Raw genomic sequence first — 20,063 nt, 5'->3', positions numbered from 1 at the left:
ACGGCGGGGACCGTCCGACCCGGAGTGGCCGTCAGCGGTTGCGGATGCGGTGGTCGGCCACGGCCGGAAGCTTGCCGCTGGCGGCGGTGCGCTCGAAGGCGTCCGACAGCAGGTGCTCCACGCGTAGCTCCACCAGGCGGTCGCGCAGCACGGCGGCCGCGAGCTCGGGGTACCCGTCGAGGAAGGCCTGTCGAGCGGCCTCCTGCGGTAGCGGGTCCGCCTCTGCCTCCAGCCGTACCGTCAGCGACTCCCCGGCGGCGTCCTCGTCCAGCACGATCTGCAGGGCGCCGCGGTGCCCGAGGGTCTCCTCGGCCACGGCGACGAAGCGGCGGACGTTGAGGAAGTGACTGCCGCTGCGGAAGATGTCCCCGAAGCGGCCCAGCAGCTCGAAGCGGGGCGTGCGGCGACCGCACGGGCAGTCGCCGGGCACCCAGCGCCCCAGGTCGCCGATCTCGTAGCGGTCCAGGCGCTGGCCGCGCCGCGTGTGCGCGGTGAAGACCAGGCGGCCGGTCTCGCCCACCGCCGTGGGACGGTCCTCTTCCACCGCGAGGATCTCCAGCGTCTGCAGCCCGCTGAACAGGTGGTGCACCCGGTCCGGGGCGGCCTGGCACTGGTAGCCCAGCGGGCCCGCGTCCACGCTGCCGTAGGCGGCCGAGCGGACCACCTCGACGCCGAACTCCGAGCGCAGCCAGTCCCGCTGCGCCTGCGGGAAGTGCTCGCCGCCGAAGAACACCTTGCGCACGCCCCGGTAGGCGCGCAGTTCGGCCTCTCCCTCCGTGAAGACGCGCATCAGGTAGTTGGGCATGCCGAAGAGCGCGTTCACCCGGTGCTCGACGATCGAGCGGGCGACCAGCGCGTGGTCGTCCTGGGCGGCCATCGGGTACTGCACGGCCTGCAGGGTCTCCAGCACGGAGAAGAAGCTGGAGAAGCCGCCGTAGAGCAGCCCGCCGAAGAACAGGTTCATCGCCCGGTCGGTGCGCACGTCGAAGCCCGCCGCGAGCAGTCCCTCCGCACCGCAGCGCATGTGCTCGTGGTAGTCGTCCCAGGTGAACGCCGACAGCTTCGGCGCGCCGGAGCTGCCCCCGCTGCGGAAGAAGACCTCCGCCCGGCTCAGGTCGTCCTGCAGCAGCTCGAAGTCGCTCTTGGACACCACCTCGACGTGCGGCGGCGTCAGTTCGCGGGCCGCGACCAGGTCGTCCAGGCACGCGTCGCCCGCGAAGGCGGCGCCCAACTGGACGTCGACCCTGCGGCTGTAGCGCTGCAGCGCGTACACGCCGTCGTGCGGCTCGCCGTCGTAGCTGTCCAGCATCCTGCCCGGGACGGTGACGCGCTGGGCGCCCGCCGCGAGCACGGCCTGGGCCAGCTCCGCGGTGTCGGCGCGGGAGGCGCCGAGGCCGACCGTCTGCAGGTAGCGGCGCATCGGCCGCAGCACCTCGACGATCCGCGTGCGCGGGAGCGGCTTCACCCACACCGTGCGGTGCAGCGGGGAGGCCCGCAGCGCGCTGCGGGTGTCCGCCAGGACCCGCCAGGTGCCGTCCGCCCCCTCGTGCACCCGGGTCAGGCCCAGGTGCTCCTCCAGCCGGGCGACGAGCACGGTGTTGCTGATCTCGGCGCGCTCCAGCAGCGCTGGCGGGGCCGGGGCGATCTCGGCCACGGCGCGGCCGAGGACCTCGGCGAAACGCCCGGCGAAGGCGAAGACCTCCTCGGGGTCGTCGGTGTCGAGGTAGACGACCTGGGGGCTGGAGCAGGCCTGCTGGTCCAGTCGGCAGATGTCGTCGGCGATCCCGCGCAGCGTCTCCGGCGAGGACCACGCGTCCTCGGTCAGGTAGCCGAAGGACAGCTTGGGGCCCCAGTCGACCAGTCGGCAGCCCGGCGGCACCAGGGCCGCCACCCCGGCGACGGCCTCCTCGCCGCCCCAGGCGGCGACCGCGTCCGCCTGCTCGCACATGCGCCGCAGCCAGTCGACCCGGCTGGAGGGGAAGTTGAGCACGATGGTGTGCGTGGCGATCAGCCCGCTCGGGTCCAGCTCCGCGAGGTCGGCCAGCAGCAGCTGGGTGAACCGGGAGCCGCCGCTGGTCTTGACCGCGTTGACGTTGCCCGCCAGCAGGCCCTCGACGACGCTGAGCGCGCCGGCGGCCGGGGCGTTGCCCGGGGCGACGTGGACCAGCAGTCCGACTGGGAGCCAGGCCTCGAATATCTCGCGGCGGAAGTCGAACCGGGCCAGCCGGCCCGGGTCGATCCCGCCGAGCTCACGCGTGAGCTTGGCCTCCAGCGGCTCCCGGCCGAGCGCCTCGGTGACGTCGCGCAGGGTGCGGGCGGCCTCGTGGGCGGGCACGCCCGAGGCCTCCAGCGCGGCGGCCAGGCGCAGCGAGCGGGCGCCGTGCGGGTCGGTCAGGTCGGCGGCCAGCCGGTCGCAGGCGGCCAGCACGACCAGCGGGCTCAGCCGCTGCCCGAGCGCCGTCCGCACGTCGTCGCCGAGCCGGTCCAGTCGCCCGTCGGCCTCGGTGTCGTCCACCCAGGCGCCCTGCCAGTAGTGCTGATCGATCGTCATGACGTTCCCTTGAGCAGTTCGGCGGCGGCGACGGCACAGCTGCGGTTGCGGCTGACCCCGGCCCGGCCGTGCACGGCGAACCAGGGGGTGGGCAGACCGCAGCCGCACTCCTCGGGGGAGTGCTGCGAGACCAGGTCGCCCATGAGCACCGACTGGGCCGGCACCGAGGTGATGTACGGGGAGACGAACTGGGCGTAGCCGCGCTCCCCGTAGGGCAGCGGCTCCAGCGTGCCCACGTCGCGGACCAGCATCCGCGACCAGGTCGGCACGTGCAGGCGGTGGTTGGCGCACTCCATGTAGAGCACCGAGTGCTCCACGGCTCCGTAGCCGTCGCGGATCCGCTCGTCGGGAATCCCGAGCTGGTCGTGGATGCGGCGGTAGAGCTCGGGCTTGGCGACCTGCTTGTCCGCGTGTCCCTTCCAGCCGCCGCCGAAGACGACCAGCGAGCGGGGGTCGAGCCGCACGGGCGGCAGGCCCAGGTTGCGCATCCGGTCCAGGGTGAAGGAGAGGAAGGCGGGGAAGCCGAGGATCCGCACGGGGGCGCCCTCCTCGGCGTAGCGCAGCAGGGCCCGCGCACAGCCGAACGGGTCGAACTCGTGGCCGGCGCCGGTGTGCTTGAGCGCGTACTCGACGGAGCGCACCGGCGCGAAGTGGCACAGGTACTCGTCGGTGAAGGAGGTGCCGAGGTTGAGTCCCGGCCGGGGCTGGTAGTTGGAGAGCAGGTAGTTGACCGGCTCCTCCTCGCCCAGCCAGCCGTAGGAGTCGAAGACCCTGGCGACCATCCGCTGCCCGTTGCGCAGCGTCCAGTCGTCGAAGAACATCTGCGACTTCTGTCCGGTGGTCCCCGACGAGGTGACGTGCAGGGTCACGTCCTGCTCGGGGACGGAGACGACCTCGTGGGCCTTGAAGAAGTTGGCGTGCACGTAGGGCAGCCGGTCCAGCTCGTCGATCCCGGCGAGAGGAGCTCCCGCGGTGGGTCCGGACTCCCACAGGCGGGCGAAGAACGGGGACCGGGCGGCGTGCCAAGCGTTGGACTCGTTCATGGCCCGGACGAACAACGCGTCCAGTTCCGGGCCGACCGCGTAGGGCTCGGCTATGTCGCACAACTGCTGGACGTGGGCGAGCGCGGCCGGGTCGGGGACCGCGACCGGTTCGAGGTACTGGCTCAATGGAATATCCCGTGCGTGTTGAGGTACTGCTGCTTCCACAGCTCGATGTACTGCTCGGTGAAGGGGCGGAAGGCGGCGTCGATGGCCAGTCCGCGGAAGTCGAGGGGCTTCATGGTGCGCGCCATCACCACGTAGTCGCGGTAGCCGTCGCTCTCCCTGCGCATCGCCGGGTAGGCGGCGGCGGGCAGGAACCCGTTGCCGAGCAGCAGGTCCAGGTCCGCGTAGCGGTCCAGCGGCAGCAGCATCTCGATGTGCAGCGCGCCCTGGTCGGAGAGGGTGCTGATCACGGCGTCGAGGTCGCCCCCGCGTTCGGGCAGTCCGGGAGCCGTGGCGACCAGGGCGCAGTAGCCGTCGCTCCGGTTCAACTGGGCGTAGACCTCGAAGCCGCCGTCCTCGGCCGCGAGGAGCACGTTGGGCGCGTGGAAGGGGTAGAACCGGTCCTCGGGATCGGGCACGGCGGTGGCGAGCCGGCGCCGGACGAACGCGGGCGCGTCCACTACTTCGAAGGCCGGTGCGGCGTCCGGAGGCGCCGGCTCGGACGGGTTCCGCGACGGCCGCTGGTCCACCCGCGGCCGTGGCGCCCCGGACAGCCCCACAGCCTGGTGCAGGGCGTCGACCAGCCCGCCGAGCCCGGCGGGCACACGTGGTACGGCGAGGCGCTGCTCGAGCACTCCGGGACGGTGGCGGGCGAGCAGGACCATCGTCTCGTGCCGGTCGGATTTGCGCAGATTGGGGAAGACGCCCAGGGCGCGGAACCCGCTCTGCAGGCATATCCGTTGCGGCGCGGTGGAGTTGGTGCGAGCGGTCGCGTAGACCGAGTCCACCGGCTGCTCGTCGAGCAGCCGGTCGCTCAGTTCCCGCACCGCCTGCCGCGCGACTCCGCCGCCCCGGGCGTCGGGGTGCACGGCCAGCCCCTGGAGCTTGCCCAGCCGCTCCCTCGGGGAGACGGTGCCGAGGATCGAGGCGACCAGGCTCCCGTGTGCGCCCTGCCTGGCCACCAGCCAGGTGGTCGTGGGGGAGTTGATCTCCCGGGCCATCACCTCGCGGTCGGTGCCGAGAGGCAGGGTGTACGAGCTGCCGTAGACCGCCCGATAGAGCGTCAGCAGTTCGTCGATATCGTCCGTGCATGCAGCACGGAATTGCGCAGCCAATGTACCTCCCCAAAGTCCCCCCGGGCCGCCGGGGTTCACCCGGGACCGGATTTCGTCCTCGCAATCGGGGCGGTCCCTGAATGAGGTTTCCGCGCGCTGTGACGACCGCTGTGAGCGGCGTTCCGCGGTCCGTGCGGGTGTGTTGGCCAGCAAGGGCAGTGGACCGAATGGAGGAGCCTGATCCGCGCTGCGAGCGGAAGGCAAGATCCACCATAACCTGTCGGGAACGGTGCTAATGACGCGTCAAGTGCTTTTCGCCGCACGGAGGCAGGTGAATGCGATGAGGATCACACGGAGGACGAACAACACCCCGGCGAGAGGTGAATGCCGGCCGAATCCGCGATGTACGTCGCACACGACGTGAATCGCTTCGAGGATTGCGGCCCCCGGCGGGACGCCGCCGGTGCGCCCCCCACCCCCCGGGGCGGCGTTACCGCGCTGAGTTCAGACGGCAGTTGCTCAGCTTCATGCCGAGGAGGCTCGGCATGATCGCCGAGGCGCTGTCGATGTCGGTCGTCTGGACCGTGGCCGTGGAGTCCGAGTCGCCGACGTTGCAGACGTAGGTCTGGGAGGGGGTGTCACCGCTGGTGATGTCGGCGGACGCTGTCGTGGGCAGCGTCGTCAGACCGACGATCGTCAGCAGCAGACCGCCCGCCAGCACGGTTCCAAGACGACGGATCATGACCTCGGACCTTTCAGGAGTGAAGGGAAGAACGTGAGGAATCGGTCACATACTCCAGCCGGGATGCTCGGAACGTCACGCGCGACACGGGTGAACCTCCCCGAATGGCGTTGACGGAAGCGGGCGCGCGCCGCCCGCCCCCGCTTCCGTCGGATCATCGGAAGACCGTCAGTCGTGTCGGTGGGGTGACCTGGGTGCCGACGCCTGCCAGGCGGTGAACAACGGGAGCCCGGTGCTGCCGGCGAAGACCACCAGACCGAAGGGCCTGTCGAAGGCGATGTGCCTGGTACGCGGTACCCGACCGGATACACCCAGCGTTCTCGTCCAGCTCTGCGTCACCGCCGCCGCCCGGACGCCCTTCTCGTCGATCCGCAGCACCGACTCCTGGGTGAGCCTGCCGAGTCGCAGGGCTTCCGGGGACATGCCGGAGAAGTCCGCACGGTCGGACACGGCCAGCGGCGCGCCGAGCGAGGGGAGAAGCTCCTCCACACGCAGGTGCGTCTCCAGGTGGAGCTGCGGAAGGGTGATGGTGACCGCGTCCGCGTCGATCGGGCGGCGGCGTTCGTGCGCCGCCCAGGCGGCGGGCAGCACCTCCGCCGGGCCCCGGCCCGGAGCTCCCAGGACGCAGCTCACCTGCAGCGGCAGACGGTCGGGCTCCGCGCTGCAGAGCAGCGCCACCACCTCCACGTCCTCATCGGGGTTGCCGGAGGGAGCTTCCACGGTCCACGCGTACGCGGGCCGCGGCAGGCTCGTGGCCATGGTCGGGACGAGGTGCTCGACGCCCAGGGCGTCGGTGAAGGCCCGGTCCGCGGTCTTCTCCTGCTTGAACCGCGAGGACCATGTGCCGTCCAGTTGCAGCGCGTTGACGAGCAGCAGCAGCTCGTCCGGCTCCGGAGGGTCCGGCAGCTGGTGGATCATTCCTTCGGTGGCTCCCCACACCCAGCGGTCGATCGCCGAGACGTCGGCCGGGTCGAGGTGGCCGAAGGCGACGTCCGGCAGGCGCTCGCGGTACTCCCGGTAGACCGGCGTGCGCGACCACACGGCCGTCGCGACCGCGACGCCGTCCGTCAGGGCCAGCTGCTCCGTCGCGGCGGTGGCCGCGGAGGCGGCCTCCGGCCCTGCCGCGCCGAGCAGGTCGCGCAGCTCCCGAGCCGTCTCGGACCCGGCTCCTGAGGCGAGGGCCGACAGTGCCAGCCACAGACCCACGGGTGCGCAGGTGAAGTCGCCGGACGCGGCTCGCGGCGCCGCGTCCTCGACGACCCCCGTCAGCAGGCGCGCGGCGAACCTCTGTATCTCGCCGACGAGTTGAGCGGTCGTGGCCTGTGCCGCCATGCGGCCTCCCCTCTCGCACCGCGCGCAGGGTGCGCGACGACCCGAACCGGAACGGGGCGCCTCGGTGCACGACGACGAGCCTGTCGCACCCGGCGTCGCCTCGGCATCGGGGCAATCACGTAGACCGGTGTCGGACGGGCACCTCGCCGGCGGCGAGCGGGTGGGGCCTCGCCGTGCTGCCCGACCGCGACCAGCCGACCAGGACGCCGATCTTGTCGATCCGGTGTCGGGGGTTGCCCTTGTCGTCGTGCCAGGTGTCGCCCGCGGCGGCGTCCTCGGGTGTCGCGCAGGTGGAGAGCGTGAGCATGGCCTGGGCGGGCTTCTCGCCGGGGCGGCCGGGCACGGCGGCTCGCTGCGCGGCGAGTGAGCGCGCGGACCGGAAGTCGGTCCTCCGTGTGCCGGTGATCGCGTACACGTAGGTGACGCCGCCCGTGGAGACCAGGACCCTGGCGCCGGCCTTGAGCGAGGGCACGGCGTGGAACGGGCCGCCGTCGGCGGTTCGATGGCCGGTGACCAGGAAGTTGCCGATCTCACCCGGGCCGACGCCACCGTGGGGGCCGAAGGGGGTCGCCGTGAGGCCGCGGTCCTGGATCCGGGTGCCGGGCCAGTCGTCGGTCGTCCCGGCGTAGGCGACGACCCGCAGGTTCCGGATGCCGATCGACGGGATGGTCAGCGTCATGGTGGCGGTCCTGCGAGCCCGGGGCGGCGGCGCGGCGGGAGTGCCGTCCGGCAGCGTTCTGCTCTGTCCGCCGCGGTGGACCGCCCCCGTCTTACTCGCGGACGCCGTCGCCGGACACCCGAACAGCGCGGAGACCACTATGCCCGCGAGGGGAACGGCGGCCAGACGGAGACGGCTCATGGTGCTCCCTGCGGATCAACGGCCGGGTCACGGCCATCGTAGGCAGCGGGCCCGACGACGGCGCGTGGCGCGAGTCCCTCCGGGTGAGCGGCGCCGCGATGCTCCCGGGTCGTCGCGGGACGGCCCGTCGGCGCCCTCATGGCGCAGGGCGCATACCGGAATCCGGGAGTCGCTTTAGCGCGAACCGCGTGAGTCGTCAACAGGAGCAGTCTAAGAGTTTCCTCTTGACTCACCGTGAGACCGCTGGTTCCCTTTTGGACGAGAGACCACCCTTCGTCGTGGTGACATGCTCGTCGTCCCCCTTCCGCGCTCTGCGCACGCCTGGGCACCGCCATGTCCTCGGACTTGGCATGTCCATGTTGGGTTGGCTCTGATCTGCCTGTGCTCGTCCGCAATCTCCCCTGAGCCAGCGGGCTCACCGGGCCGACCACTGAGAGGACCAGGTCTCCATGAAGAGGACACGAGCCGGCGTCGCCGCGGGTGCGGTGGCCGTCACCGCGCTGATCGGCGGCTTAGCAGCCGCTCCGAGCGCCGGGGCGGCACCGGCGCCGACACCCGCCCCCAACGCCCAGGCGCTGGCCGCCCAGAGCGCCGACGCGCTCGTCGCCGCGCGTCCGGCCTTCCTCCAGGCAAGCGCCAACGACCAGTTCGTCCGTCACACGGTCGTCGCCTCGGCGGGTACCCAGTACGTGCCCTACGACCGCACCTACCACGGCGTGCCGGTGGTCGGCGGCGACTTCGTGGTGGTGACCAACAGCGCCGGGCAGGTGCTCGCCCACTCCGTGGCCCAGCGGCGTCCGATCGGCGCCCTGTCCGTCACCCCCACCATCAGCAGCGCCAAGGCCGCGTCCGTCGCCGCGGGCCGGCTCACGAAGGTGACCAGGACGGAGGGCACCCGGCTGGTCGTCTACGCCCTGGGCTCCGGACCTGCCGCGCTGGCGTGGGAGACCACGGTCGACGGTACCGGGAGCGACGGCGTCAGCCGCCTCAGCGTCGACGTCGACGCCCGCACCGGGGCGGTGCTGCACACCCAGGAGCACGTCATGCACGGCAGCGCCACCGGCGCCTGGAACGGCCCGGAGCCGCTCACCATCGGCACCACCTCCTCGGGTGGCAGCTTCTCGATGAACTCCCCTGGCATCACCAACATGCCCTGCCAGGACGCGGCCACGAACACGACGTTCACCAAGTCCACCGACACCTGGGGCAACGGCGACGCCACCAGCAAGGAGACCGGCTGCGTCGACGCCCTGTACGGGGCGCAGGGCGAGTTCCGGATGCTGTCGCAGTGGCTGGGTCGCAACGGCATGGACGGCAGCGGCGGCGCGTGGCCGATCCGGGTCGGCCTGGCCGACGTCAACGCCTACTACGACGGCACCGAGGTCCAGGTCGGGCACAACGACGCGGGCCAGTGGATCGGCGCGATCGACGTCATCGCCCACGAGATGGGCCACGGCGTCGACGACCACACCCCCGGCGGCATCTCCGGCAACGGCACCCAGGAGTTCATCGCGGACACCTACGGCGCGTCGACCGAGGCGTTCCTCAACGAGCCCGCGCCCTACGCGGTCCCCGACTTCCTGGTCGGCAACCAGATCAACCTGGTGGGCACCGGGCCGATCCGCAACATGTACAACCCCTCCCTGGTCAACGGCGACCCCAACTGCTACTCCAGCAGCGTCCCCGGCGACGAGGTCCACGCCGCCGCGGGGCCCGGCAACCACTGGTTCTACCTGGTGTCCCAGGGCAGCAACCCGGCCGGCGGTCCGGCCAGCCCGACCTGCAACAGCTCCTCCGTCACCGGCATCGGCATCCAGAACGCCCTCAAGGTCGTGTACAACGCCCAGCTGATGAAGAACTCGGCCAGCTCGTACCTGACCTATCGCACCTGGACGCTGCAGGCCGCGAAGAACCTCGACCCCTCGTGCGCCGAGTTCAACACGGTCAAGGCCGCGTGGAACGCGGTCAGCGTCCCGGCCCAGTCCGGTGACCCGACCTGCACCACCGGCGTCAACGACTTCTCCCTCGCCGTGTCTCCGGCCTCCGGCTCGGTCAACCCCGGCGGCAGCCTCACCGCGAGCGTGACGACCGCGCTCACCAGCGGATCCGCCCAGACCGTGAACCTCTCCGCGTCCGGCCTGCCGAGCGGCGCCACCGCGACGTTCAGCCCGGCCTCGGTGACGGCCGGCGGGACCGCCCAGATGTCGATCACCACCGGCTCGTCGACGCCGACCGGCACCTACACGGTCACCGTCACCGGTACCGGTGCGTCCGCCACCCACACCGCGACCTTCTCGCTGACGGTCAGCCCGACCGGCGGCGGCTGCACCGGCGCGGGCCAGAAGCTCGGCAATCCCGGCTTCGAGACCGGCAGCGCCGCGCCCTGGACCGCGAGCGCGGGCGTCGTCGACAGCTCCAGCAGTGAGCCCGCCCACGCCGGCTCCTGGAAGGCGTGGCTGAACGGCTACGGCACCACCCACACGGACACCCTCTCCCAGACGGTGACCATCCCGGCGGGCTGCTCGGCGACGCTCTCCTTCTACCTGCACATCGACACCGCCGAGACCACCACCACGACGGCCTTCGACAAGCTGACCGTCCAGGTCGGCTCGACCACCCTGGCCACCTACTCCAACCTCAACAAGGCCACCGGCTACCAGCTGCGGTCCTTCAACCTCTCGGCCTACGCGGGCCAGACGGTGACCCTCAAGTTCACCGGCACCGAGGACGCCTCGCTGCAGACCTCCTTCGTCATCGACGACACGGCGCTGAACGCGAGCTGACCGCGCGTACCTGACGGGGCGGCACCCCTGGACCTCCGGGGGTGCCGCCCCCGCCCCGCCTTCCGAAAGGACCCCCGATGAAGCACCCCCTCCGCACGGCCGGCACGGTCCTCGCGGCCGCCACCGCCGCCGTGCTCACCACGGCCGGCCCCGTGACGGCCACCCCCGCCCCCACGGCGCCCGCAGTGACCGTCAACTTCGCCGGCACCGTGGCACTCGACGACTGCTCGGGCTCGCTCATCGCCATGCCCGCCTCGGTCTCCACGGACCCGGCCCTGGTGATGACCAACGGTCACTGCCTGGAGACCGGATTCCTGGACCCCGGACAGGTCGTCATGAACCAGGCCAGCAGCCGCAGCTTCAGCCTGCTGAGCTCCACCGGCCGCAGGCTCGCCACCCTGCGCGCGGTCAAGGTGGCGTACGCGACCATGACCGACACCGACATCACCGTCTACCAGCTGGGCAGGACCTACGCCCAGATCCAGCAGTCCTACGGCATCGCCCCGCTGCGGCTGTCGGCGACCCACCCCGCCGCGGGCGCGGCCATCAAGGTCGTCTCCGGCTACTGGAAGACCGTCTACTCCTGCAACGTCGACGGTTTCGTCTACCAGCTCCACGAGAGCGACTGGGTCTGGAAGGACTCGGTGCGCTACACCCCGTCCTGCAACACGATCGGCGGCACCTCGGGATCCCCGGTCATCGACACCTCGACCGGCCTGGTCGTCGCGGTGAACAACACCGGCAACGAGAACGGCGAGACCTGCACCCTCGACAACCCCTGCGAGGTGGACGCCAACGGCAACGTCACCGTCCACGAGGGGACCAACTACGCCGAGGAGACCTACGAGATCCCCGCCTGCGTCGCCGCGGGCAACCGCTTCGACCTCACGCTCCCCGGGTGCACACTGCCCAAGCCGTAGCACCGCGGAGCGGCCGGGCGCGGGTCGGTGGGATCAGCCCGCGTCCGGCGGGGGCTCGTGGGCCAGGCCGTAGCGGCGGGCCGTCTCCTCCTCCTGGGCGAGCCGGTGCAGGGCGGTCAGGGCCGGCTCCATCAGGACGGTTCCCAGGATCGCGAACTCGACCCGCTCCGCCTCCGTGGGGTGGTTCTCCATGAAGTCGACGTCCAGGACCGCCATCTGCTGCATCAGCCGGGCGTAGGGGGCGACGATGTCGGTGTTCTCGCCGTAGCCGAGGCGGCGGAAGGCGGCCAGGGCCAGGACCAGTGAGCGGTAGGACGGCGAGACGGTGCGCAGGGCCAGGGCGTTGGACCAGCCCAGGTGGTCCAGGAGTGAGTCGACCTCCTCGCGGACGCTGTCGAGGTGCTCGTCCTCCTGGTCGGGTTCGGGCACCTGCGGCAGCGCCCACATGGCCGCGCCGAGGCGGAACGAGCGGCCCAGTGAGTCGTCGTCGACGTGCCCCAGCACCTCGCGGACCGTGGCCACCGGGATCCGGCCGACCTGGATCATCGCCCGGACCAGCCGCAGCCGGCGCAGGTGCTCCTCGCCGTACTCCGCGTTGCTCGCGTTGACCTGCCGGCCCGGGGGCAGCAACCCTTCCCGCAGGTAGAACTTGATCGTCGCGGTGGACACCCCGCTGCGCCCGCTCAACTCCGCCAACCGCATCTCTCGCGCCCTTCTGGTGGAGGCTCTTGCACCCCTCATCGGGAAGTGTCACTATCCAACCATCGCCATCATGGATAGCGTCACTATCCGACCTGGCGAAGTCGGGAGGGGGAAAGAGTGAGCGGGTATCAGGCCGACGTCGACTTTCTGAGGGAAACGGTGCTCAAGCTCCAGGGGATCACCGACGCGATGGACGGCACACGACAGATCGCCGCCTACCGGACGGGCCTGAGCCGGGCACAGCTCGGTTCCGCCGACTTCCTGGAGGCCGACAGCCTGCACCGGGCCCACGTGGAGATGCAGGCCGCGCTGAAGGGCATGGTCGACACCCTCGAAGGAATGCTGCAGGAGGTCACCGACCGGACCGGCCAGGTCCACCGCCGCTACCTCGACCAGGAGAGCGACACGGCCGCCGCCTTCAGGAGGCTGGCGTGAGCGACGTCTTCGAGCAGGCCGAAGCCGCCGTCGAAGGCCTCGGCGCCGTCGGGACGGTCCTGTCCGACGTGGTCGGCGCGGTGCTCCACGCCGTGAACGAGCAGAACCTCGCCGACCGGCTCTGGAGCGAGGTGCTGCGGGCCAACCGGGGCGGGCACCACGGCGGCGGGGGCTTCACCACCGACTTCGAGGCGGCTCCGGACGTCGCGGCGCTGCGCGCCATGATCGAGACCGCCGATCCTGCCGCCGTCCAGACCGTCGCCGAGCACTGGCGGCACCTGCACGACGAGCTCGGCGAGACCGCGGCCCGACTCACCCTGCACGCCGGCAACCTGCTCGAACACTGGGCCGGACCGTCCGCGGACGCCTTCCGCCGCCGGACCGCGACCCTGCACGAGAGCCTGACCAACGGCGCGGCCCACGCCGCGAACGCCGCCGCGGCGACCGGGGGAGTCGCGCAGGCCCTGTCCGTGGCGCGAGCGCGGATGCCGGAGGACCCGAGCCTGCTCGACACGGTGCTGCGGGCCGTCACCTCGCAGAGCACCGACTGGCAGTTCAAGAAGGACGCGGCCGCGCACGGGCTCGCGCGCGCCCTGGACGCCGACGGCGCGCAACTGTCCGCGCCGGAGCAGGCCCGGCAGCAGGCCGTGGTGGTGATGGAGCAGCTCGGCGTCGCCTACAACAACGCGACGGCGCAGCTGAACAACCCCCCTCACCCGCCCACGGCGGCGCACCGGGCCGGGGCGGCATGGCCGCCCCCGCCCGCCCCCGCCCACGCGAGCCTGCTGGGCAGCGGCCGACTGCGCACCGCCGCGGGCGGCCTCGGCTCGCCGGCGCTCGGAGCCGGCCAGGGGCCCGGCGCCGCGCCGGCGCCCGCGGCGACCCGCTGGCCGGGTGCGCGGCCTCCTGAGGTCTCACCCACCGCCACCGCCTCCGAACCCGCCCGCACCGCCACCGCAGCGGGCGCCGAGCCCGAGCCCGGCGCCGTCAGCGGACGGGCCGGGGAACCTCCCCGGCCGTCGGGCACACCCGGGAGGTCAGGCCGCGGCTCCCGCCGCCGGACGCGCTACCCGCACGCCGCGGACCCCGACGCCTGGGAGACGCAGCCCCGCGCGAACCCGCCCGTGATCGAGGCCTGACCGCGCAGCGCGTCGCCCCGGCCGGCGCCCGTCGCCGCGGCGGTCCGGACGTCACGCGGATCCATGAGACAGGCTCTAGAGCCGACGGCACCCCGACGGCTGCCGCGGTCGCTGGCGCGCGCTCGTGAGCAGCACCCTGGCCTCGCACTCCTCGTTGATCTCCACCTGGATGATGCCCGTGTCGTCGCGGTACACCGGGCTGCCGCTCGGCCCGATCGCACTCGTGGCGTGGACCACGACGACGTCGTCGGGGCCCGTGCTGTGGCTGAACCGGAGCTCGTAGCTCGCGCTCATCCTGGCCTCCCTGTCTCGGGCGGGCCGTCGGAGTGGGGGTGGGGACGGCCGCACGTGGCGAATCACCCCTCCTGGCCTCTGCAAACATCATCGCCCCCACCGCCGTGGGTTTCCCGTCGTCGCCGCGCCGCCGCAGCCCGGCTCACCCGTCGAGAAGATCGACGTTGCCGTCCAGCTGCCAGAGCGGGTTCGGATCCGGCTGTCCCGCGTCGACGATCAGGAAGTAGCCGTTCACCTGCACCGGCCCGTCCCCGTCGGCGATGTAGCGTCCGTTCGCGCTGACGTCGAGCTGGTAGACGGCCTGAGCGGTGGCGTTGTAACCGGGGACGTTCCAGGTGACCGTGCAGCGCCAGTCGTTGCCCGGTCCCTCCTGCGGGCCGAGCCCCTCGCTCTTGTCGCAGGCGGCGGAGGTGCGCAGCTGGGCCTCGGAGACCGTCGGCCGGCGCATCTCCGCCTGCTGGAAGCGGTAGAGGTGGGCGAACGCCGTGGCCAGCGACCGCTGCACCTTCGCCTGCGTGATCCCGGAACCGCCCGAATCCGTGGCCACGGCCACCACACCGACGCTCGCGGCCAGCAGGGCCACCTGGGGGAGGACTCCGAGGGTCAGCGTCCTGCGGCCGGCTCCGTCGTTGTTGAGGTTGGTGAAATCGCGGCGCAGGAACAGCAGGTAGGCCAGGGTCGTCGCGACCACCGCCCACAGCGCGCTCACCCCGACGCCGATCAGCAGCGGCCCGAGCTGCCGCGGATCCGTGAAGAGGCCGTTCCAGGAGATGAAGGCGTATCCGGGCAGCGCCAGGCGCACCGCGACCGGCAGCGGCAGCAACTGCGCGACCTGCATCCCGAGGGCGGCCAGCATCGGCAGGAGCAGGCCCATCGGCGACCGGCCCAGCGCGATCGATCCGAGCAGCCCCACGGCCGCGAGGGCGAGCGTCGGCGCCAGCGCGCAGAGCCACGCCAGCAGGACCTCGCCGGCAGCGTCGCCGCCGCCGAGCAGGTGGCCGTCCAGGCCGACCAGCGGCTGGTTCCCCTCCGCGAGCAGCCCGCCGACGACGCCGGAGAGGGCCAGGCCCGCCACGAGCAGCACGATCACGGTGAGGGCGGCGAGCGCCTTGGCGGCGAAGATCCGCCGGTGCGAGCGCACCGTGACGAGGAGGTGGCGCCAGGTGCCCAGCCGGTCCTCCGAGGCGAAGACGTCGCCCGCGACCATGGAGGTGACCAGCGGCAGCACCCACGTGCCGGCGACCCCGAGCACCACCAGCGACCCGGCCCAGCCGGTGGCGTGCATCCACCGGCCGAACAGGGTGTCCGAGGGCAGGGTGCTCTGCTGGTCGATCACGAAGACCAGCAGACCGGGACCGACCCAGCAGAGCAGCAGCAACAGGCGTACCCGCCAGGCCGAGAACTGCTTGACCAGCTCCATGTGCAGAATGCGGGCGACCGGGACAGGGCGTCTGCCCGGCCTGCCGGGACCGGTGTCGGCCCCGGCGGCGGGGGAGTCGGCGAGGGTCGAGGTCATCGATCGGCCTCCTGCTCGGTGCGGGCGGGCTGCTCGGTCAGGGCGAGGAAGGCGGCTTCCAGCGGCGAGACGACGGTCCCCAACTCGCGGACCGCGATGTCGCCGTGCACGAGCCGGACCACGAGTTCGTCCACGGCCGCGACCCGTCCGCGGACGACGATCACGTCGGTGTCCGGCTGAGCCGCGGCGTCGTGGTCCTCGAGGATCCTGATCCCGGGTGCCCCGGCCGCGACGGTGCGGGCGGCGGCAGGATCGGAGGTCCGCAGCCGGTGGTCCAGTTCGCGGTCCTCGTGGGAGAGCTTCCGCAGCGGGCCGGAGAAGACCACGCGCCCCGTGGCCAGGATGGTGACCTCGGAGCAGAGCGCCTCCAGATCGTCCATCCGATGGCTCGACAGGACGACCGTGACGCCGTCGGCCGCCAGTCGGCGCAGGACCCCCTGCACGTGCTTCTTTCCCGCCGGATCCAGGCCGTTGGACGGTTCGTCGAGAACCAGCAGCCGCGGCCTGGTCAGCATCGCCGCGGCAAGCCCCAGCCGCTGGCGCATGCCGAGGGAGAAGCCGCGGACCTTGTGGTCGGCCACCTGGTCGAGTCCGACCTGGACCAAGGCCTCCTCGATGCCCGTGGCCGGCACCTCCTCGGAGCTCAGTGCGGCGACCGTGGCAAGGTTCTGCCGCGCGGTCAGGGTGGGATAGAGCCCGGGCCCGTCGACGAACCCGGAGACGCCGTCGGGCACGGCCAGCCCGCGTCCCAGCGGGGCGCCGAGGATCCGAAGGCTCCCTTCGTCGGCGACGGCCAGACCCAGGAGCAGTCCGAGCAGCGTGGTCTTGCCGGCGCCGTTCGGGCCGACCAGGCCGTGGATCTGACCCTGCGTGATACTGAGATCGACGTGGTCGAGCGCGACGACCTCACCGAAGACCTTGGTGATGCCGTGGCCCCGCACCGCGACGGGTGTTTCCATGCGTCCATCCGTTCCTCAGCCGGCGCGCAGCTGATGTCGAGGAAGCCGCGGCGCCGGGTGGCGCACCGCAGTGCGCCACCCGGCGGTTCCGCGATCGGCTCAGCCGACGTTCACCGCGGTGTCGTCGAGCACGAAGGAGGTCTGGTACAGGGAGTCCTCCGCGCCGGTGAACTTCAGGGTCACCCGCTGCCCGGCGTACGCGCCGAGGTTGAAGGTGTGCTGCGCGTACCCGGTGTTGTGGTTGAGGTTGGAGTAGGTGGCCAGCGTGCCGAGGACGGTGCCGGAGCTGTTCAGCACCTGCACCTTGAGGGTGTCGTATGCGGTGCTCGACGTCGTCTCGGCCGTGTTGACGTGCAGCCAGAAGCTGAAGTTGTAGCTGCTGCAGCCGCTCGGCAGGGTGACGGACTGGGCGACCGTGTCGGTGGTCGTCTTGCCCCAGCCGTCGAGCCAGGCGTCCCAGGTTCCGCTGTGGGACGGCTCGGAGGTGCTGCTGTTGATCACGTCGACCGGGCTGTGCGTCGAGGTCACCGTCCACGGCGCCGGGCTGGAGCTGCCGTTCTCGAAGCCCGGATTGCCGAGCAACTGCGAGGCCTGGCAGCCGGTGCCGGTGGGAGTCGCGGAGGCCTCGTTGCTCGCCGCCCCCTCGCCCACGCCGTTCACCGCGGTGACGGTGTAGTAGTACGTCTGACCGGCGGTCAGCCCGCTGTCGGTGCAGGAGGTCACCGCGCCGAGGCCACTGCAGCCGCCGCTGGTCAGCAGCGCCTCGCCGCCGCTGGAGGTGCCGCGGTAGACCTTGTACGAGGTGATGTTCTCGCCGCCGCTGCTGGACGGCGGGGTCCAGCTCAGCGCCACCTGTCCGGTCCCTGCCGTCCCGGTCAGGCCGGTGGGCGGGCCCGGTACCGTGGCGGCGATCGGATCGGCGGTGATGCTCACCGTCGCGGAGGCGGTGTGCGCGGGCGAGGCGCTGTCGGTGACGGTCAGCGTCGCGGTGTACGTTCCCGCGGTGCTGTAGGTGTGACTCGGGTTCTGCGTCGCGCTGGTGGTTCCGTCGCCGAAGTTCCAGTTGTAGCCGTACCCGGGCGTGCCACCGGTGCCGGTGCCGGTGAAGGCGACGCTCAGCGGCACCTGCCCGGAGGTCGGGGTGGCCGAGGCGGTGGCTGCCAGCGGGTTCCCGACGGCGTTCACCGTGGTCGTCACCTGCGAGGTCGCGGTGTGCGCGGGCGAGGCGCCGTCGGTGACCGTCAGCGTCGCGGTGTAGGTGCCCGCGGTGCTGTAGACGTGACTCGGGTTCTGGGCCGTGCTCGTGCCGCCGTCACCGAAGTTCCAGCTGTAGCTGTACGGGGCCGTGCCGCCGGTGGCCGAGCCGGTGAAGTTCTCGGTCAGCGGCGCGTTGCCGGTGGTGGGGGAGCCCGTGGCGGCGGCCGAGAGGGGCGTCGAGCCCTGGACCCAGAAGTCCTCCAGCGGGTCGCCGAGCGCGGCCTGGTCCGCCGTCGTCATCGGGAACGTGGACGCGCCCAGGTTGTCGTTCGGGTCGATGACCCCGGAGTGTACGTTCTGCATCGTGCGCTCCATCGCCGCCAGCACGTTGGCCGTGGTGTACGCGACGTGCGAGAGGTAGTGCTGCTTGACGTAGGTCGGCGACCCGATGACGAGCAGCGGCACGCGGTAGGTGTTGCTGACGTGGTCCGAGCCGTTGTTGCCGTTCTGGGTGTCGTCCTCGGTGACGACGATCAGGGTGTTGTCCTTGTACGTCGGGTTGCTCATGATGGAGCTGACGATGCTGTTCGTCGCGGTGTCGTTACCGGGGACGTCCTGGTACGTACCGGGGTGGTCGTTGAACAGCTCGACGTAGTTGTAGGCCGGCATCCCGTACTGGTTGACGAAGTTGAGGTAGTCGCTCGCCACTGTGCTGTCGGGGATGCTCTGGTTCTGGCAGGTGTACTCGTTGGTGTGCAGTTCTTCGGGAATGGACGTGCCCGGACGGTTGGGCGGCAGGACCTCGACCTTGCCGTCGCCCGGGTTCTTCCAGTAGCCGCTGCCGCTGTTGAGCATCCAGTAGATGTCGCCGTTCATGATGAACGAGTACGGACTGGTGCCGCTGCTGGTGCCGGACGGAGGTGTGCACGCGTTGGTGCCCTCGTCCGTGGGTCCGGCGTCGCTCTGCAGGAAGCGGTCGAACTCGGTGCCGTTCGACGGGTACGACTGCTGCTGGCTGCTGGACGAGGACTGCCCCGAGAACAGGAACCAGTGGTTGGGGCCGGACGGGGGCTGCACGCCGGTGCTGTACGAGTCGGACAGCGAGTAGGTCTTGGCCAGGGTGTGCAGGTTCGGCACGGAGCTGATGTGGTTGGTGCTCTGCACCTGGCCGTTGCAACCGGCGATCACCGTGGTCGCGCAGTCGCCCAGGTAGTCGTCGAAGGTGTGGTTCTCCCGATAGATGATCACGAAGTGCTGGAACGGCGGGAAATACGGCGCCAGCGGGTTCACCGCGGCGGCCGGCTTCGCCACGACCGTCTGGTGGGCGCCGACCTTCTGCACGACGGTCTTGTTCGTGATCGCGAAGTTCTTCGGCTGCGGGAACTTCGCGAACTCGACGCCCGGTGCGGCGAACACCGCGCCGGTGCAGTCGACGTCGTCCGGCTTGTACGTCATCGGACGCTTGCCGATCGGCAGGTTCGCGCTGGTCGGGCTGGTCGCCGGATTCCACCCTCTCAGCGTGCACGAGCCGACCCCGGTCGCCGGATGCTTTCCGACCCCCTGGGCGGTGGCCAAGGAGGCCCCGCCCAGTGCGACGGCGGCGACTAACGCCACGCTCGCCGATCTCTTCTTCCACTTCTTCATCGATACACCTCCGCGCAATGACGGTGCATGGTCAGATGACTGCCGTCCGTATGGTCACCGCGAAATGGAGGCCGGGCAAGTAGATGCGCGTAGATTTTTCAAGATCCGGGGGTTTTCGTTCGGCGTTCGCCCGCTGTTGCCCGAAGGTTCTGCGGCCGCTCTGAATGCCGGTCCGCATTCACAACGTGTTATTTCCCGAATGGAGTTGACGGGAAGGCCCTGATCGGTCGGTGGCGGGCCCGCCCAGTTCCCTGCTGAGCAGGGTTCCACGCGGTCCGAAGCCCGCGGCGCGGTAGAAGCGGACGGCTCCCTCGTTCCGCGTGAAGATCCCGGCATAGATGATCGCGACACCCTGTTCGGCCGCTGCCTGTTCGGCTGCCTTCAGCAAGGCCGATCCGATGCCCTCACCCCGATGTCCGTCCAGGACCACGGTATGGATCTCGGCCGTGCGCCGGGGAACCAGGATCTGATGCTCCGGGGGAGCGGCCACCGGCACCAGCTCCACCATGCCCACCACCTCACCCGCCACCTCGGCGACAAAGATCTCCACTTCCGATCCGGACGAAAGGGTCGCCTCGAAATGCCCGCGCACAGCGTCGGCGTCGGGCACGCGATAGACGACCGGATCGAGTCGGACATGACTGTCCGCGTTCGCGAGACGCAGACGGACGAGTGCGGGCACGTCGGCGCGCTCGGCGGTCCTGACCAAGATCGGCATACGACAGAGCCT

The 20,063-nt window shown here is 71.3% G+C and carries 16 protein-coding genes; 4 read left to right on the top strand and 12 right to left on the bottom strand.

Translation table 11 applies throughout. From position 1 onward, the window contains the following. Positions 1–31: 31 nt before the first annotated feature. The 6 genes from BS83_RS13390 to BS83_RS13365 all read right to left on the bottom strand — a co-directional run bounded on the left by BS83_RS13390 (position 32) and on the right by BS83_RS13365 (position 7,744). On the bottom strand, positions 32–2,551 hold the full coding sequence (locus BS83_RS13390; RefSeq protein WP_037604106.1) for an acyl-CoA reductase: 2,520 nt from the start codon (positions 2,549–2,551) through the stop codon (positions 32–34). Then, a complete protein-coding gene (locus tag BS83_RS13385; RefSeq protein ID WP_037604105.1) occupies positions 2,548–3,720 on the bottom strand; it encodes a LuxE/PaaK family acyltransferase in 1,173 nt (390 codons plus the stop codon). Before BS83_RS13385 ends, BS83_RS13390 begins: the two co-directional genes overlap by 4 nt. Beyond that, positions 3,717–4,871, bottom strand: coding sequence for a GNAT family N-acetyltransferase (locus BS83_RS13380; protein WP_037604103.1), 1,155 nt, complete (start codon positions 4,869–4,871; stop codon positions 3,717–3,719). The genes BS83_RS13385 and BS83_RS13380 overlap by 4 nt, the downstream gene beginning before the upstream one ends. A 430-nt stretch (positions 4,872–5,301) precedes the next feature. Continuing rightward, positions 5,302–5,553, bottom strand: a complete 252-nt coding sequence (locus tag BS83_RS13375; protein WP_157597169.1) for a hypothetical protein — start codon at positions 5,551–5,553, stop codon at positions 5,302–5,304. Positions 5,554–5,721: 168 nt separating this feature from the next. Further along, on the bottom strand, positions 5,722–6,885 hold the full coding sequence (locus BS83_RS13370) for a serpin family protein (protein WP_037604100.1): 1,164 nt from the start codon (positions 6,883–6,885) through the stop codon (positions 5,722–5,724). A 115-nt stretch (positions 6,886–7,000) separates the two neighbouring features. Next, positions 7,001–7,744, bottom strand: coding sequence for a class E sortase (locus BS83_RS13365; protein WP_084713441.1), 744 nt, complete (start codon positions 7,742–7,744; stop codon positions 7,001–7,003). A 449-nt stretch (positions 7,745–8,193) separates the two neighbouring features. Between BS83_RS13365 and BS83_RS13360 the strand changes: the two genes are divergently transcribed. Together BS83_RS13360 and BS83_RS13355 are read left to right on the top strand one after the other, a co-directional pair. Further along, on the top strand, positions 8,194–10,527 hold the full coding sequence (locus BS83_RS13360; protein ID WP_051943011.1) for a M4 family metallopeptidase: 2,334 nt from the start codon (positions 8,194–8,196) through the stop codon (positions 10,525–10,527). Positions 10,528–10,604: 77 nt separating this feature from the next. Next, positions 10,605–11,447 carry a trypsin-like serine peptidase gene (locus tag BS83_RS13355; protein ID WP_037604097.1) on the top strand — a complete coding sequence of 281 codons (843 nt, stop codon included), beginning with the start codon at positions 10,605–10,607 and terminating at the stop codon, positions 11,445–11,447. A 33-nt stretch (positions 11,448–11,480) separates the two neighbouring features. Here BS83_RS13355 and BS83_RS13350 read toward each other — a convergent pair whose 3' ends face one another. Next, positions 11,481–12,149: a MerR family transcriptional regulator gene (locus BS83_RS13350; RefSeq protein ID WP_037604095.1), complete on the bottom strand. Its 669-nt coding sequence runs from the start codon at positions 12,147–12,149 to the stop codon at positions 11,481–11,483. A 117-nt stretch (positions 12,150–12,266) separates the two neighbouring features. Here BS83_RS13350 and BS83_RS13345 point away from each other — a divergent pair, with 117 nt between their 5' ends. After that, a complete protein-coding gene (locus tag BS83_RS13345; RefSeq protein WP_037604093.1) occupies positions 12,267–12,584 on the top strand; it encodes a hypothetical protein in 318 nt (105 codons plus the stop codon). Beyond that, a complete protein-coding gene (locus BS83_RS48315) occupies positions 12,581–13,723 on the top strand; it encodes a WXG100 family type VII secretion target (protein ID WP_037604090.1) in 1,143 nt (380 codons plus the stop codon). The genes BS83_RS13345 and BS83_RS48315 overlap by 4 nt, the downstream gene beginning before the upstream one ends. A 75-nt stretch (positions 13,724–13,798) precedes the next feature. Here BS83_RS48315 and BS83_RS13335 read toward each other — a convergent pair whose 3' ends face one another. The 5 genes from BS83_RS13335 to BS83_RS13315 all read right to left on the bottom strand — a co-directional run bounded on the left by BS83_RS13335 (position 13,799) and on the right by BS83_RS13315 (position 20,051). Beyond that, entirely contained in the window at positions 13,799–14,017 is a 219-nt protein-coding gene (locus BS83_RS13335) for a DUF6296 family protein (RefSeq protein ID WP_037604089.1), read from the bottom strand. A 142-nt stretch (positions 14,018–14,159) separates the two neighbouring features. Then, the gene (locus BS83_RS13330) at positions 14,160–15,533 is read right to left on the bottom strand and encodes an ABC transporter permease (RefSeq protein ID WP_037604088.1); all 1,374 of its coding nucleotides are present in this window, start codon (positions 15,531–15,533) and stop codon (positions 14,160–14,162) included. Next, on the bottom strand, positions 15,530–16,492 hold the full coding sequence (locus BS83_RS13325; RefSeq protein WP_037603992.1) for an ABC transporter ATP-binding protein: 963 nt from the start codon (positions 16,490–16,492) through the stop codon (positions 15,530–15,532). The genes BS83_RS13330 and BS83_RS13325 overlap by 4 nt, the downstream gene beginning before the upstream one ends. Positions 16,493–16,591: 99 nt before the next feature. Continuing rightward, positions 16,592–19,333 (bottom strand): PKD domain-containing protein, encoded by a 2,742-nt coding sequence (locus tag BS83_RS48310; RefSeq protein WP_051943010.1) that lies wholly within the window; start codon positions 19,331–19,333, stop codon positions 16,592–16,594. 178 nt (positions 19,334–19,511) lie between these two features. After that, complete coding sequence (locus BS83_RS13315; RefSeq protein WP_037603990.1) at positions 19,512–20,051, bottom strand: GNAT family N-acetyltransferase; 540 nt, start codon at positions 20,049–20,051, stop codon at positions 19,512–19,514. Positions 20,052–20,063 lie beyond the last annotated feature (12 nt).

It is taken from the genome of Streptacidiphilus rugosus AM-16 (assembly GCF_000744655.1).
GTDB lineage: Bacteria > Actinomycetota > Actinomycetes > Streptomycetales > Streptomycetaceae > Streptacidiphilus > Streptacidiphilus rugosus.
Note: the sequence above shows the minus strand (reverse complement) of the source record. Positions and strands in the feature narration are given on the sequence as shown.